We start from the raw sequence: 15143 nt of genomic DNA, 5'->3' as shown, positions 1-15143 counted from the left end.
GCCACCTTCCCTTGGGTGAGACGCATCGGCTGACGCGACGTCGTGGGGGTGGCCTTCGTTGACAGCATACTCAGTAGTATGTTTCCATCAGTCATGCAACGCCAATGCCTTGCGACGGGTATTGCGGCAGGGAGGAAAATCAAGATGACGGACCTGGAACAGTTCCGGGAAGAGACGCGTGCGTGGCTGGAAAAGAATTGCCCGCCGGAGATGCGCGAACCAATGGGTGAAGACGACATTTGCTGGGGCGGACGTAAGTTCGAGTTCAGTTCGCCTGCGCAGAAGCAATGGCTTCAAGCAAACGCGGAACGCGGCTGGACAGTGCCCGCGTGGCCCAAGGAGTATGGCGGAGGTGGCCTGAGCGGCCCTGAACAAAAAGTGCTCGCCGAAGAAATGCGCCGCATCAACGCCCGCCCGCCGCTGCAAAGCTTCGGGATATGGATGCTGGGCCCCGCGCTACTGCAGTTCGGTTCCGAAGAACAGAAACGTCACTATTTGCCACAGATCGCACGCGGCGAGATTCGCTGGTGTCAGGGCTACTCCGAACCGGGAGCCGGATCCGACCTCGCGAGCCTTCAGACCAAAGGCGAAGACAAGGGCGACCACTTCGAGGTCACGGGTCAAAAAATCTGGACGTCTTATGCAGACAAGGCTGACTGGATCTTCTGCCTGGTGCGTACCGAACCGGATGAAAAGAAACACACTGGCATCTCTTTCCTTTTGTTTGACATGGAAAGCGAAGGAGTTAGCACCAAACCGATCAAACTGATCTCCGGCGCCTCTCCTTTCTGCGAGACATTCTTTGATGCGGTCAAAGTACCTTCGGAACAAATCGTCGGCGAGCGCGGTCAAGGTTGGACGATTGCCAAGTACCTTCTGACCCACGAACGCGAGATGATTGGCGGCTCGGATTCTGCAATTTTTGCGAAATCAGATTTGGTATCGGATGCGGTAGAGGCAATCGGCCTCGACGAAAGTGGGCGGCTGGATGACCCGATGATGAGGGCCGAACTGGGTGCCTTTCTTGTCGACGAAATGGCTTTTGATGCCCATGTCGCGATGACGCGCGCCTACATGCGCGCCGGCAACGAACTGGGTGCGCGGTCGGCTGAACTAAAATATCTTGGAACAGAGCTCAACAAGCGTCGCCAATCGCTACGCGTCGGCGCCGGTGGAGCCAACGATCTGGTCTGGGAAGGCGCATCCAACGACGCAGGTCAGGCTGCGAAAGACTGGTTGCGCTCCAAAGCCAACAGCATCGAAGGCGGCACATCCGAAGTGATGTTGTCGATCCTGTCCAAAGCCATTCTCAAGATGCCCGGGTGAAGGAAGCGTCATGGAAATTCTGAACGAAGATATGGGCATGGTGGCCGAAAGCGCCTCCGGTTTGCTCGCAAAATCACACCCAATTACGACCTTTCGAGCGCTGCGGGATAGCGGATCTACTCTCGGATACGACAAAGCGATCCTGGGTGAGATGGCAGAAATGGGTTGGATGGGAATTGTCCTGCCTGAAGAGGTAGAAGGCGCCGATTTTGGCTTTCGCGCGGCAGGACTGATCGCCGAGGAAATGGGCAAGAACCTGACCGCGGGTCCTTTCATTTCAACGGCTGTACTGTCGGCGACCCTTCTCCGTCATGCTGGCGGTGAGGCGCTTGCACAATGGGGACCGCGCATCGCGGGTGGCGAAGCCGTGATTGCTTTGGCCCTGGAGGAAGGCGCCAAGCATCGCCCGAAGAGCATCGCGACAACGGCCTCGAAAGGGGCAGATGGCTTTACGTTGAATGGTCGCAAGTCTTTTGTGGTGGACGGTGTCGAAGCTGACCGCCTGATCGTCGTTGCCAAAGACGGAGATTCACTGGTCTTGGCCCTGGTTGATCCGCAAATTGCGGGCGTGTCGGTGACGTCTCAAGTCATGCTGGATCACCGCAATGCCGCGGTTGTCTCTCTGGACGACGTGAAAGTTCCGCTGGAGTCGGTAATCGCTGAAGGCGAGTCAGCAGAAGAAGCACTGAACGCAGCCCTTCAAGCGGGTCGGGCGGTCGCGGCTGCGGAACAGCTTGGTGTGGCCAAAGCCGCAGCGGAACAGACATTCGAGTACCTGCGGACACGCAAACAATTCGGAGTGTTGATTGGCATGTTCCAGACGTTGCAGCATCGCGCTGCGGACCTCTATTGCGAACTCGAGCAAACGTCGTCGCTCGTGGCTGAGGCGCTTGTCGCACTGGACCAAGGTCGCGAAGACGCGGACGCATTGACCCGCGCCGCCAAGGCAAAGGCTGCTCGTGTTGGGCGTCAGGCAACCGAGGAAGGCGTGCAGATGCACGGCGGAATTGGCATGACAGACGAAATGGATCTTGGACTGTTTATGAAGCGCGATCGGGCACTTGCTGAATTCTTGGGCGATGCAGGACATCATACTGAGTGGCTGCTGAGGCACCGCGGACTCTGACAAATTGCCGTTTACGGAAACGTAAACGGCAATATCACGTGACGTAACGGCGCGACGGCCAATGGAGGGGCCGCCGCGCTTGACGCAAGGGGGGCAGGTCGGAACACTGACCGTCAATAAATGCCGGAAAACCGGCAATGGGAGGAAAAATTGGAAGTTTTGCAACTGCTCGTCAGCGGGCTTGCGAACGGCTGTGTTTATGGCCTGATCGCGCTTGGCTTCGTGCTGATTTACAAGGCGACTGAGCAAGTGAATTTCGCCCAAGGCGACTTTATGATGCTTGGCGCCTTTATCACTTTGGGCCTAACGAATGCTCACTACATGGGACTGCCGTTCTGGGTCGCAGCTCCGCTTGCAATCGCCATTATGGCGGTGCTGGGCTACCTGCTGGATTTCTTTGTTCTGCGTCATCTGTTTGGTCAAAGCCAAACCGCAGTGGTGATCCTGACCATCGCGCTGGGCTTTGTGATCCGCTTCGTTGCAGGTCTAATCTGGACGCACGAGCCGCAAACGCTGGAAAGCCCGCTGGCCATCGGGGACATCAACATTGGTGGCCTGGTGCTTGGCCGCGCGGATGTTGCAGTTATCGTCGTGACCGTTCTGCTGACCTTCTTCCTCTACCAGTTCTTCCAACGCACAAAACTGGGTCTTGCGATGCAAGCGGCGTCGCAGAACCAGATGGCGGCTTATTTTATGGGCATCCCGGTAAAGCGGGTGCAGGGCATGATCTGGGGTCTGTCTGGCGCAGTTGCTGCTGTTGCCGGCATCCTCTTTGCTTCCAAGGGTGCGATTGATCCGAACGCTGGTCTTCTTGGCATCAAGGCCTTTGCAGCTGCGGTGATCGGTGGCTTCGGATCGCTCCCGGGCGCACTTATGGGCGGCCTGATCGTTGGAGTAATCGAACCTTTCGCCTCCTACTATTTCCCTGCCGGATACAGCCAGATCGCACCCTACGCGCTCTTGCTCTTCGTGCTTGTCTTCCGTCCGCACGGCCTGTTCAGCCAGGTCCGCACCAAGAAGGTCTGAGGCTCATGCGTATACACTTCAAAACATCTTATGAGCACGACATCCGGTTGTTTCCGGACTGGTGGAGCTTCTTCGTCTACGCGAGCCTGATTTTTATCGCGGTCGTGTTGCCTTGGCTGATTGATGATTTTTATCTGGGTGAGGTCACAAACGTCCTGATCTGGGCAATCGCAGGTCTTGGCCTGATGATGCTAACCGGCCAAACTGGGCAAGCCTCTCTTGGTCATGCGGCTTTCCTGGCGCTTGGATGTTACTCTTGCGTAATCTTCATGGAGCAAGGATGGCCCTTCCTGATCGCTTTCCCCGCTGCAGGTTTCTTGACCGGTGTTGTGGGTACCATCATTGCCATCCCCGCAATACGTCTGCACGGCATCTACTTGGCAATTGCGACAATTGCCCTGTCGATCCTCGCGGATGACATCATCGTCCTTATGGAGCCGATTACTGACGGCGTTTCAGGCAAGTTTGCCCCCATGATCAACATCTTCGGCATCGAGATCGAACGCTGGACGACACCGGATCGTTTCTATTGGCTGGTGCTGGCCGTGACGATCCTCTGCACGCTGGCCTATCGCAACATACTGCGCTCGCCACTTGGACGAGCTTTCGCTGCCGTCCGTGACAGTGAAGTCTCAGCCACAGCAATGGGTGTTCACATCGCTAAGACCAAGGCAATCTCGTTTGGCATTTCCTGCGCCATTACCGGTTTGGCAGGCGCTTTGATGGGCTTCTATTCGGGCGCGTTCAACAACGAAACGTTCAACATCGTTATCTCCATCACACTTCTGATGATGATTGTAATCGGCGGCCTTGGCTCCATCCACGGCGCGTTCTTCGGCGCAGTGGTGGTGGCCTTCCTGCCGCAGTTCCTATCGATCGCCAAAGAAACCGTCATTGGCGGCGGCGTCGCCATTCCCGGTCTGGAAACCGGCGTGTTCGGTATGATCCTGATCCTCTTCATCCTGTTTGAACCAATGGGCATTTACGGCCGCTGGATGAAAATCCGCATTTGGTTCGAACTGTTCCCCTTTGCGCGCAAGGACATGTTTAAGCGCCAGAAGAGCTACTTGAAGACGGAGCGCCTGAGATGAGCAACCTGCTGGAAATCAAAAACGCGACGCTCAAGTTTGGTGGCGTCGTGGCCGTAAATGACCTGACTTTTTCGGTGGAGGAAGGCGAAGTTTACGCCATCGTCGGACCGAACGGGGCAGGCAAATCCACCGTGTTCAACCTGATCTCACGGTTCTACGATCCTTATGCCGGCTCGATTTCGTTCGACGGCAACAACCTACTGGACCTAAAGGCGGACTCGGTGGCCGATCTCGGAATTGCCCGTACCTTCCAGAACATCGAGCTGTTTGACCATGCGACGGTGCTGCAAAACCTTCTGGTCGGCCGGCATCGCCATCGCCAGACCAACTTGTTGCAGGAAATGCTGTTCACCTCCAAAGCGCGGCGCGAAGAGAAGCATCACCGAGAAGCGGTCGAAGAAGTCATCGATTTCCTCGACTTGCAACCCTATCGCGACAAAATGATCGCGGGCTTGCCTTACGGTGTGCGCAAAGTTGTCGAACTTGGCCGCGCGCTGGCCTCTGGTCCGCGCCTGCTGTTGCTGGACGAACCGGCTTCCGGACTTTCGGTAGAAGAAACACAAGACATGCGGTGGTGGATTGACGACATCCGCAAACAGATGGGGATCACCGTATTGATGGTGGAACATGATATGGGGCTGGTAAGCGGCGTTTCCGACCGCGTGCTTGCACTCGCAGACGGGGCCAAACTGGCCGAAGGTACGCCGGCACAGGTTCAATCCGATCCTGCCGTGATCGAAGCCTATCTTGGTGCGGGAGCAGCATAATGGCCGAAACCGTACTTGATATCAAAAACATCGAAAGCTTCTACGGACCTATCATGGCAATCCGTGGCGTGTCTTTGAAGGTTGAAAAGGGCCAGGTGGTGACTGTGCTCGGAGCCAATGGCGCCGGAAAGTCCACACTCCTAAAAACCATCTCTGGCATTATGGATCCGGAAAAAGGTCAGGTGATTTTTGAAGGTCGCGAAATTCAGGGGATGGAACCGCACAGGGTCGTTGGCGAGGGAATCGTTCATGTGCCCGAAGGCCGCGAGGTCTTTCCACTTCTGACAGTAGATGAAAACCTGTCGTTGGGGGCATACACACGGTCCGACAAAGCCGAAATCGAGAAAGACCGGGAGATGGTGTTCGACTACTTCCCGATTTTGGCCGAGCGCCGCAATCAGGAGGCCGGCACGCTGTCAGGTGGTCAGCAGCAGATGCTCGCGATTGGTCGTGGCCTGATGTTGCGCCCGAAGATCATGCTGCTCGATGAACCGTCCCTTGGCCTATCCCCACTTCTTGTTCAGGAGATCTTCGCGATCCTCAAACGCCTTAACAAAGATGAAGGCGTGACCATGATGTTGGTGGAGCAGAATGCCAAGGTGGCGTTGGAACTCGCCGATGTCGGCTACGTGATGGAAGTCGGCCGTATCGTAATGGACGATACGGCTGATCGCCTGATGGAAAGTGAGGATATTAAGTCCTTCTATCTTGGTCATCAGGAAGAAGGCGCGCGCGGCGAGCGCCGCTGGAAACGCAAGAAGACTTGGCGTTGATCGGACGCAGGGAGGAGATGCAATGAACGTGCACACAAATACCGACCAGATCGAGATCAACGGCGTTGTCGTTTCAGCCACGCCGGGCCAACGCCCTGCGCTGGTTGATGGTTGCGATACAATGGTTTCGCTCTTTCAGAAACGCTGCGAACAGTTGGGCGAGCGCACCGCGCATCGCGAAAAAGATCTTGGCATCTGGCAAAGCTATACGTGGAAAGACTATTGGAACCACGCGAAGTGGATTGGCCTTGGCCTTCGAGCTTTGGGCATGGAGCGAGGCGAGGTCGTCTCAATCCTGTCTGAGGACCGGAAGGAATGGCTTTACGCCGATATGGGCATCCAATGCGTTGGCGGGATCGCCTCCGGTGTTTACACAACCGACTCAGCCAGCCAGTTGGAATACCTGCTACGCGATAGTGGCAGCCGTTTCCTGTTCGTTGAGAATGACGAGCAGCTCGACAAGTTTCTCGAAATTGAAGACCAGGCAGAGCATGTCGTAAAGGTCATTATTCTCGATGAAGACGGTCTGCATGACCTGCGTCACGAGAAATGCGTGTTCATCGACGAACTCTATGACACTGGCAAAGCTTTCGAAGCCGAGAACCATGGTTTCTTCGAGGAAGAAATTGCAAAGGCAGAGCCGGGCGACACGGGCCTATTAATCTACACGTCCGGCACCACAGGAATGCCGAAAGGCGCGATGCTGAGCCAAGAAAACGTGATTTCCGGCTGTGTGTCCGGCGCACATGCCTTGCCTACTTTCGATGATGACGAACAGCTCTGCTTTCTGCCGCTGTGTCACATTCTTGAGCGCAATGTGTCGGCCTATTTTCCGATCGCCGGCAAGGCGACCGTGAACTTCGCGGAGAGCACCGAAACCGTCTTTGACAACTTGCAGGAAGTCTCGCCGGCACACTTCACCGCTGTGCCTCGCGTTTGGGAAAAGATTTATTCCCGTGTTCTGGTCCTGTCACAAGAAGCCACTCCGATTGGGCGTCTTTGTTTCAAACTTGCTGTCAAAGCGGGCCTCAAGCGCGCCGACTATCTGCTGGAACGCAAGCCCGTGCCGATGGGGACCAAGATCAACTTTGCGATCTGGGATTTCCTTGTTCTGCGCAACCTTCGACGCATGCTTGGTATGGATAAGATGCGCCGTGGCGGTACCGGCGCAGCCCCGATTTCGCCGGATCTGATCCGGTGGTATTGGGCCATTGGTGTCCAGCTTCTCGAAGGCTATGGCATGACTGAAAACGCGGGTTTGGCCTCGATTAACCTGCCAGATGACAACAAGATCGGCACGGTAGGAAAAGCTGTACCCGGTTTTCAGGTGCGGATTGCCGAAGATGGTGAAATCCAGACCTTTGGCCTGAACAATTTTCAAGGCTACTGGCGCAACAACGAAAAGACCGCCGAAACCTTCACCGATGATGGCTGGCTTCGGACTGGCGACGTCGGCAAGGTTGACACAGACGGCTTTGTCTCGATTACCGGCCGCCTCAAGGACATCATCATCACCGCCGGCGGTAAAAACATTACTCCGGCGGAAATCGAAAGCCGTTTGAAGTTCAGTCACTACATCTCTGACGCTGTGGTGATTGGTGACGCGCGTAAATACCTCACCTGTCTGATCATGATTGATCAGGAAAACGTTGAGAAATATGCGCAGGACCTCAAAGTGCCCTTCTCCGACTTCGCTTCGCTCTGTGCAGCGCAGGAGGTGGTCGATCTCATCAAAAAGGAGGTTGATGAGGTCAACAAAGACTTTGCCCGTGTGGAACAGATCAAGGATTTCCGCCTGATTAACGTTCTGCTGACGGCGGAAGACGAAGAACTTACCGCGACCATGAAGCTGAAACGTAGCTTCGTGGAGAAGAAACACGCGGGACTTATCGAGGAAATGTACTAAGCTGAATTTATTGTGGCTCAAGACCACTTAACCAACGGGAGGAAAACATGAAAAAACTGACGACCGCAGTTGCGGCAGGCGCCATGGCGCTTTCGTCTCAGGCCTTTGCGGAAACGCAAGGTGTGACCGACACCGAGGTGGTGTTCGGCTCGGTGAACGATCTGTCCGGCATCTTTGCCGCGGTGGGTGTGCCCGCCGTGAACGGTGCCAACATGCGCTTTGACGAAGTGAACGCCGCAGGTGGCGTGCACGGCCGCCAGATCAAGTTCGTTGTGGAGGACAACGGCTACCAGATCCCGCGCGCCATGCAGGGCTACAACAAATTGCTGAACCGCGACAAAGTATTTGGCATGGTTCTGTCGCTTGGCACACCGATGAACATCGCAGGCTTCAAACTGCTGGATCCAAAAGGCATCCCGAACATTGGCCCGCTGTCTGCTGCGCGCCAGATGCTGCAAGATCCGATCGACAACAAGTTCATCGGTTTCTCTAGCTACTGGGATCAGGTTCAGGTTGGCGTGAAGTATCTCGCAAGCGAGTTCGACGCGAAAGAGATCTGCACAATGTACATCCCGTCCGACTTCGGCAAGGAAATCGCCGAGTCGACCAAAGATGTCACCGCTTCTCTGGGTCTGACCCTTGGTGGCGAGACCACACACAAGCCGGACGAACTGGACTTTGTCGGTTCCTTGACCAAGCTGAAGTCTGCTGGTTGTGACGTGATCACGATGGCGCTGGGTGTCCGTCAGGGTATCACAGTAGTTGGCACCGCCAAGAAGCTTGGCTGGACAGATGTGAAGTTCCTGAACACCTCTGCAGGCTTCCTTGAGCCGGTTGCAATGGTTCCGGGCGGTGTGACCGATGGTCTTTATGCATCTGCTGGCTGGGTAGACCTCTACTCCCGCGCAGGTGACCCAGTTCCGGGCAAGTTCATCGCGGACTACAAAGCCAAGTACGACCAGCCTGCCTCCGGCTTTGCAATGCTGGGGTATTCCGCAGCCGACACCGTCGTACGCGCTCTTGAAGCAGCGGGTCCCGATCTGACCCATGAAAGCTTCCAGGCGGCAATGGAAACGCTCGACTACTATGACGAGCTGTCCGATGCACAGGTCAAATATGGCCCCGGCGACCACCAGGGTGTGGACGAAGTGACAATCTCCGTTGTGGAAAACGGCGGCTGGAAACTGGTGTCGCGCCAGTAAGCTTCGCATTGCAACTATCTATCCATAAGGCGGGCTCTCGAGCCCGCCTTTCTTGTTATGCCTACTCTCGGAAATTTGAGTTTTCCTATGGCAAACTCAGTTTGCTCATTCGCCCACCATCAACAGTCCAGACCTGCCCTGTGACAAAGGCGGCCTCATCCGACAACAGCCAGCGCGCAAGCGCCCCGATTTCTTCCGGTTTTCCTGTGCGACCAACCGGATGAAGGGACCCTATCTCGGCTCGAAACGCGGCAGGATCCCCAAGGCTTTCAACGAACGCTGTGTTGAGTTCGGTGTCGATCCATCCCGGAGCAATGGCATTGCACCGCACATCGTCTGCCCCGTGATCCACTGCAATTGCGCGGGTCAGAGCATGGATGCCGCCTTTGGACGCACAGTACGCGGGATGCCGGGGATTAGATCCCAGACCTTCGATCGAACCGATATTCACGATCCCGCCTTTGGCCTCGATCAAATGCGGCAAGGCATGTTTGATAAGCATAAAGGGCGCAGTCAGATTGAGCTGAAGAGTGTCGGTCCAATCCTCCACCGACGTCTCCAACGCTGTGCCTTCGCGCATCAAACCGGCGTTGTTTACGAGCATGTCCAAACGCCCTGCCCGCCGTATGACTTCGCCGATCACGTGCTCAGGCTCCTGAGGACGTAGAAAATCCGCCTCAATCGCTTCGTTCACGGCGTCTTTTCCACGCTGTGCGGTAAAAACCCGAACACCCTTTTCCGCCAAACAAGCCGCAATCGCCGCGCCAATTCCGCTGCGCCCGCCAGTGACCAGAGCTACCTTGTCCTTCCAACGCGTCATTGAACCGGCTTTCCTCCGTTCACCTCGAGCAAAGCACCACACATATACCTTGCCTGATCGCTGACCAGAAACAGGACGACATCCGCAATGTCATCGGGCTCTGCGATCCTTCCTAAAGGCACCGAGGCGTTGAGGTCTTCTATGGCTTTTTCCGGATCGAGGCCGCGAGTCGCAAACCCGGTGCGGATCATTGGCGTGTTAACCTCATTCGGGCAAACCGCATTCACTCTGATGCCTTGATGCGCATGATCCATACCAAGGCATTGAGTCAAAGAGGCCACTGCTGCCTTGGAACTCACGTAAATCGGGTGATTGGGGCCAGGATGCACGCCCCAGCACGATGCGACATTCACAATTGCTCCCCCACCTGCATCAGCCATCAAAGGTATTGCTGCGCGACAAAGTCGAAAGGGTGCCTCAACATTGATCGCCATCGAGCGTGCGAAATCCTCATCCGTCGCCTCGGTGATCTTCCCACGTGTGATGATACCCGCGTTGTTCACAAGAAAATCAAGGCGTCCCATCGTGGTGACGGCGTGTTCAGGTAGGCCATTGCAAAAGTCGCCACACATCAAATCGCCAGTTACATTATGATCCGCTTCAGCCGCGCTGAGGTCGACCCCCATGACAGTCGTGCCTTCTGCCTGAAGTCGCGCCACGATAGAGCGGCCGATCCCTCCTGCCGCGCCGGTTACCAGCGCTGTTTTTCCTCGAAAACTCGCCATAATAGCCTCTCCCTTCAGGAGAAGCTTAGCCGTGATGTCAGGATCAACTGTGCAGAAATCGACGCCGGAAAAGCCGTTTCACGACAGTCCAGACAGAACGGCCCTGTTAGTTAGTCGCCGAGCTTGGCGTGCACTTCATCCAGATCAATCTCGCCGATTGGCATCTTGTTTCCAGGGTTTTCAAAATCGTATTTGAACAACTGAAAATCCCGTTTGTAGATTTCGTAAACGAGATGCATCGAAAGATCGTCGAAATAGTCCTCGACAGGGTGAGCCCGCTTGGGGCCGTGCCCTTCGCTTTCATTGAACCGCGGGATCGAGGTGAGATCGACCGCATGAGGCGTTTCGATGTTGTCCAGCACACCCTGCATGCCTTCGTTGAATTGCTCGGTCCAGAAAATCCGGTCGTAATGACCACCGTTCACGATGAACGTGGAAATGTGGCCTGACATGGCCGACCAATGGATGTCCGGGTCCATAGGGCGGCGCCACCGAATGGTATCCCGCGCGAACAGAAGAAACCGACGGAAACTCTGGATCTGGTCGAAATCCTGTTTGCCATCATCACCGCCCACTTCGATCCCGTATTTCTGAATCAACATCGGGACGAGGTTGCCCCGGTAACGCTTGCCGTTCCGCTGGATACCGCAAATCTTGTCAAAGAAGGACGACAAAATACGGGTGTAGGGGTTACGGACACAGGTGAACGCGTAGGATTTGTGATCACGCACGTTGTCGATGATCGGCTGGTGGCTATCTTCCAGCGCCCACTTGTGCATACCCCCTTTAGCGTCATGGATATCGCCGTCAAAGAACTGGCCATGATCCGAATAGAACATGATCTGGCCGATGGTTGAACAGGCGCATTTTGGCACCACGCGATAGACCACGCTCTCGCTCTCTGTCATCCAAGTTCCCGGAAAACCCATATCACTCGCCTCCTGCCATGCCGCGGTTCTTACCGTCGGTAGTTGACTGTCAGAACTAAAAAAAATCCCAACAAAGCCTGTTTATTCAAAGCTTCTTTATCTTTAAATGGATAAAACACTATCGTCAAAGTGGGGATCACGTAGGTTTATGGCACGAATTGCGTATATTTTGCTGTGCCACAAGGACCCTGAGGCGATCATCAAGCAGGCCGAAAGCCTGACCGCAACAGGCGACTATATCTCGATCCACTTCGACGCCCGCGCCAATCCGGAACACTACAAGCAGATCACCACTGCACTTGGGAAAAACCCCAACGTCGCCTTCGCCCACAAACGCATCAAATGCGGCTGGGGAGAATGGTCGCTGGTCGAAGCCACGCTGTATGCGGTGGAAACCGCCGTCGAGAAATTTCCTCGCGCGACCCATTTTTACATGGTCTCCGGCGACTGCATGGTGATCAAGTCGTCGGAATACATTCATAAGTTTCTGGACGACAACGACGTCGATTTCATCGAGAGCTTCGACTACTTCGAAAGCGACTGGATCAAGACGGGCATGAAGGGAGAGCGGCTGATTTACCGCCATTTCTTCAATGAGCGGACACAAAAGTGGCGGTTCTACACATCCTTCAAGCTGCAACGCCGGCTTGGATTGACCCGCGAAATTCCCGCCGACATTCAAGTTATGATCGGCAGCCAGTGGTGGTGCTTGCGCCGCCAGACGATTGAAGCCGTTCTGCACTTCACCAAACAGCGCAAAGACGTCATGCGGTTCTTCCGAACAACATGGATTCCGGACGAAACCTTCTTCCAGACGATCGTCCGCCATTTGGTGCCCGCAACAGAAATCCGTACGCGCACCCTGACTTTTCTGATGTTCAGTGACTATGGTATGCCGCTCACCTTTTACAACGACCACTACGATCTGTTGCTGACGCAGGACTACCTGTTCGCGCGAAAGATCAGTCCTGAGGCTATAGAACTCAAAGAACGGCTCGGAGCGCTCTATGCCGAAACGGGTGTGGACTTTCAGATCTCGGCAGAAGGTCCAAGCCTGTTCAAATTCCTCACCGGGCGTGGCCGCGTTGGAAAGCGGTTTGCGAGCCGTTTCTGGGAGACTGAAAGCTCCTTGGGTCGGGATCGCGAATTGATGCTTCTTGTGTGCAAGAAGTGGCACGTAGCCAAGCGTTTGCTGGAAAAAATCGGTCAGGAAACCGACATCCCGACAATTGCCTATCTTTTCAACGAAGAAGGCACACCCCTCCCCGATCTCGGGGGCATCCAATCGACATTGGGCAAACGTACGCGCCACCGCAGAGCTTTGATGCGGATGCTGTTTGATTATTATGACACAAACCGTTTGGTTGTGTGCCTTGACCCATCAGCAATGGACCTTATGCAGGATTTCTTTGGCGATCGGTCGACCACCAGAATGCTCGAAATTCAGTGCGAATTCACCGACGAATATCTGACTGGACACTCCATGCGGATCGGTCTTGCAGGGGAGCAGACCCCACAAGACACGCTCGAGCGACTGCTTCCGACTATTCGGCGTGACATTGTGAACGAAAGCGACCGTATCCGTGATGCGGAATTCGAAAACCTGAACATCATGCGACAGTCGGACGAGATTGAAGACTATGTACCCGCCATCGCACAATTCCTGCACGTGCCTGAAGACGTGGCCGAACGGATCGCACGGACGGATTACCTGTTCGCTGACTGATCCGTCAGATCCGTCAGCCCCAGAAGAAAATCGGCACCCCCTTAAGGTGGGGGTGCCGGATTTCCGGTCAGCCCAATAGACCTTCCTTGCGGAAAAGTTCTTTGACGTCGATCTCGGGGCGCGCGCCGTAGTGGCTGATCACCTCTGCAGCAGCAATGCAGCCCATCCGGCCAGAAACTTCCAAGCTTTGGCCAGTCGCAACGCCATAAAGGAACCCGCAAGCGAACTGATCGCCCGCGCCCGTCGCATCTACCGGAACAATTTCGTTCACGGCAACGGTTGCCTCTTCATCACCGGAAAGCAATACGACGTCCTTGCCCGATCGCGTGCAAACCACCATTCCAGCGTCCTGCGCAGCTTGCTCAAGGGCAGAGCTGAGGTCAGTCTGATAGAGTGAAGACCACTCATGTTCGTTGCCGATCACAAAGTCGAGTTCCTTGACCAATCGGCGGAAGTCGTCTCGGTGCCGCTCTACACAGAAAGGGTCCGAAAGCGCGATGCCGGCCTTACCACCCCCATCTCGGCACAGTTTGGCGGCGCGCTCAAAGGCCTCTTTGCCCTTGGGCTTGTCATAGAGATACCCTTCAAGGAACAGCAGTTGTGCCTGTCCGGCAACGTCGTCCGAAACATCGTCAGGCCCAACCTCGGAGGAAATCCCGAGATAGGTGTTCATGGAACGCTCTCCGTCCGGGCTGACGAAAATCATGGAACGCGACGTCGGGAGATCGCCTCCTGCCACCGGAGGGTTCACGAAATCCGTGCCGTCCGCCTGCATTTCATTTGCGTAAAACTGGCCGAGAGCATCATCATGTACCCGACCGATAAAAGCCGTGGTCAATCCGAGCGCCCCAAGACCCGCCAATGTGTTTGCCACGGAGCCACCCGGCGCCTGCGTGCGGTTGGTCATGGCACCGTAGAGCATTTCGCCGCGTTCTTTTTCGACAAGCTGCATGATGCCTTTCTGAATCCCCATCAGATCCAGAAAGCTGTCATCAGATTGGCTGATTACGTCGACGATTGCGTTGCCGATACCGACAACCTGATATTGTTTCATAGGTTCTTGTCCTCGAACTGACAGAGATCGCGAATTAGGCAGTTACCGCACATCGGCTTGCGCGCCTTACATACATAGCGGCCGTGCAAAATCATCCAATGATGCGCGTGCAACTGGAAGTCTACCGGAATGTTGTCTTCAATCGCGCGTTCTACAGCGACAACATCCTTGCCAGGGCAAACACCCGAGCGGTTTCCAAACCGATAGATATGGGTGTCGACGGCCTGCGCTGGATAGCGCCACCACATATTCAATACAACGTTGGCTGTTTTGCGGCCTACTCCAGGTAAACTTTCGAGGGCCGCACGGGAGTTCGGAACCTCACCGCCGTATTGGTCCACTAGGATTTTCGAAAGCTTCATCACGTTTTTGGCTTTGTTTCTGAACAGCCCAATCGTTTTGATGTGCTCGATCAACTGCTCTTCGCCAAGGTCCAGCATCTTCTGCGGCGTGTCGGCAACCTTGAAAAGGTCTTTGGTGGCTCGGTTTACGCCCGCATCCGTCGCTTGTGCCGACAAGGCAACGGCCACCACCAACGTGTAAACGTTGACATGGTCCAGTTCGCCCTTTGGTTCGGCTTCTGCTGCCTCAAACCGGGTGAAAATTTCCCGGATCGTGTGGTAATCAAGTTGCTTTGCCATGGCAGGTTCTAACCACGCGCAGCCCCTTCAC

At 55.3% G+C, this 15143-nt stretch carries 14 protein-coding genes; 9 read left to right on the top strand and 5 right to left on the bottom strand.

Going from position 1 to position 15143, the window contains the following annotated elements:
* Nucleotides 1-144: 144 nt before the first annotated feature.
* The 8 genes from BXY66_RS18090 to BXY66_RS18055 all read left to right on the top strand — a co-directional run bounded on the left by BXY66_RS18090 (nt 145) and on the right by BXY66_RS18055 (nt 9217).
* Nucleotides 145-1326, top strand: a complete 1182-nt coding sequence (locus BXY66_RS18090) for an acyl-CoA dehydrogenase family protein (RefSeq protein ID WP_132861805.1) — start codon at nt 145-147, stop codon at nt 1324-1326.
* 10 nt (nt 1327-1336) lie between these two features.
* Nucleotides 1337-2452 (top strand): acyl-CoA dehydrogenase family protein, encoded by a 1116-nt coding sequence (locus BXY66_RS18085; protein ID WP_132861804.1) that lies wholly within the window; start codon nt 1337-1339, stop codon nt 2450-2452.
* Nucleotides 2453-2602: 150 nt separating this feature from the next.
* Nucleotides 2603-3478, top strand: a complete 876-nt coding sequence (locus tag BXY66_RS18080; RefSeq protein ID WP_132861803.1) for a branched-chain amino acid ABC transporter permease — start codon at nt 2603-2605, stop codon at nt 3476-3478.
* A gap of 5 nt (nt 3479-3483) precedes the next feature.
* Nucleotides 3484-4569 (top strand): branched-chain amino acid ABC transporter permease, encoded by a 1086-nt coding sequence (locus tag BXY66_RS18075; RefSeq protein WP_132861802.1) that lies wholly within the window; start codon nt 3484-3486, stop codon nt 4567-4569.
* Nucleotides 4566-5336, top strand: a complete 771-nt coding sequence (locus BXY66_RS18070) for an ABC transporter ATP-binding protein (protein WP_132861801.1) — start codon at nt 4566-4568, stop codon at nt 5334-5336. The genes BXY66_RS18075 and BXY66_RS18070 overlap by 4 nt, the downstream gene beginning before the upstream one ends.
* Nucleotides 5336-6109, top strand: coding sequence for an ABC transporter ATP-binding protein (locus BXY66_RS18065; protein ID WP_132861800.1), 774 nt, complete (start codon nt 5336-5338; stop codon nt 6107-6109). Before BXY66_RS18070 ends, BXY66_RS18065 begins: the two co-directional genes overlap by 1 nt.
* A gap of 22 nt (nt 6110-6131) precedes the next feature.
* A complete protein-coding gene (locus BXY66_RS18060) occupies nt 6132-8015 on the top strand; it encodes an AMP-dependent synthetase/ligase (RefSeq protein ID WP_132861799.1) in 1884 nt (627 codons plus the stop codon).
* A gap of 47 nt (nt 8016-8062) precedes the next feature.
* Nucleotides 8063-9217 (top strand): ABC transporter substrate-binding protein, encoded by a 1155-nt coding sequence (locus BXY66_RS18055; RefSeq protein WP_132861798.1) that lies wholly within the window; start codon nt 8063-8065, stop codon nt 9215-9217.
* Between the two features lie 85 nt (nt 9218-9302).
* Here the strand turns inward: BXY66_RS18055 and BXY66_RS18050 are convergent, their stop codons facing one another.
* From BXY66_RS18050 to BXY66_RS18040, 3 genes are all read right to left on the bottom strand, one after another.
* Nucleotides 9303-10037, bottom strand: a complete 735-nt coding sequence (locus tag BXY66_RS18050; protein ID WP_132861797.1) for an SDR family NAD(P)-dependent oxidoreductase — start codon at nt 10035-10037, stop codon at nt 9303-9305.
* The gene (locus BXY66_RS18045) at nt 10034-10762 is read right to left on the bottom strand and encodes an SDR family NAD(P)-dependent oxidoreductase (RefSeq protein WP_132861796.1); all 729 of its coding nucleotides are present in this window, start codon (nt 10760-10762) and stop codon (nt 10034-10036) included. Before BXY66_RS18045 ends, BXY66_RS18050 begins: the two co-directional genes overlap by 4 nt.
* Nucleotides 10763-10872: 110 nt before the next feature.
* Complete coding sequence (locus BXY66_RS18040) at nt 10873-11691, bottom strand: sulfotransferase family protein (RefSeq protein ID WP_132861795.1); 819 nt, start codon at nt 11689-11691, stop codon at nt 10873-10875.
* 148 nt (nt 11692-11839) lie between these two features.
* Here BXY66_RS18040 and BXY66_RS18035 point away from each other — a divergent pair, with 148 nt between their 5' ends.
* Nucleotides 11840-13417, top strand: a complete 1578-nt coding sequence (locus BXY66_RS18035; RefSeq protein WP_132861794.1) for a DUF5928 domain-containing protein — start codon at nt 11840-11842, stop codon at nt 13415-13417.
* Between the two features lie 67 nt (nt 13418-13484).
* Here the strand turns inward: BXY66_RS18035 and BXY66_RS18030 are convergent, their stop codons facing one another.
* Both BXY66_RS18030 and nth read right to left on the bottom strand, forming a co-directional pair.
* A complete protein-coding gene (locus BXY66_RS18030; RefSeq protein ID WP_132861793.1) occupies nt 13485-14471 on the bottom strand; it encodes an adenosine kinase in 987 nt (328 codons plus the stop codon).
* Nucleotides 14468-15112 (bottom strand): endonuclease III, encoded by a 645-nt coding sequence (gene nth / locus BXY66_RS18025; RefSeq protein WP_132861792.1) that lies wholly within the window; start codon nt 15110-15112, stop codon nt 14468-14470. The genes BXY66_RS18030 and nth overlap by 4 nt, the downstream gene beginning before the upstream one ends.
* Nucleotides 15113-15143 lie beyond the last annotated feature (31 nt).

Origin of the sequence: Shimia isoporae (assembly GCF_004346865.1) — a bacterium.
GTDB lineage: Bacteria > Pseudomonadota > Alphaproteobacteria > Rhodobacterales > Rhodobacteraceae > Shimia > Shimia isoporae.
Note: the sequence above shows the minus strand (reverse complement) of the source record. Positions and strands in the feature narration are given on the sequence as shown.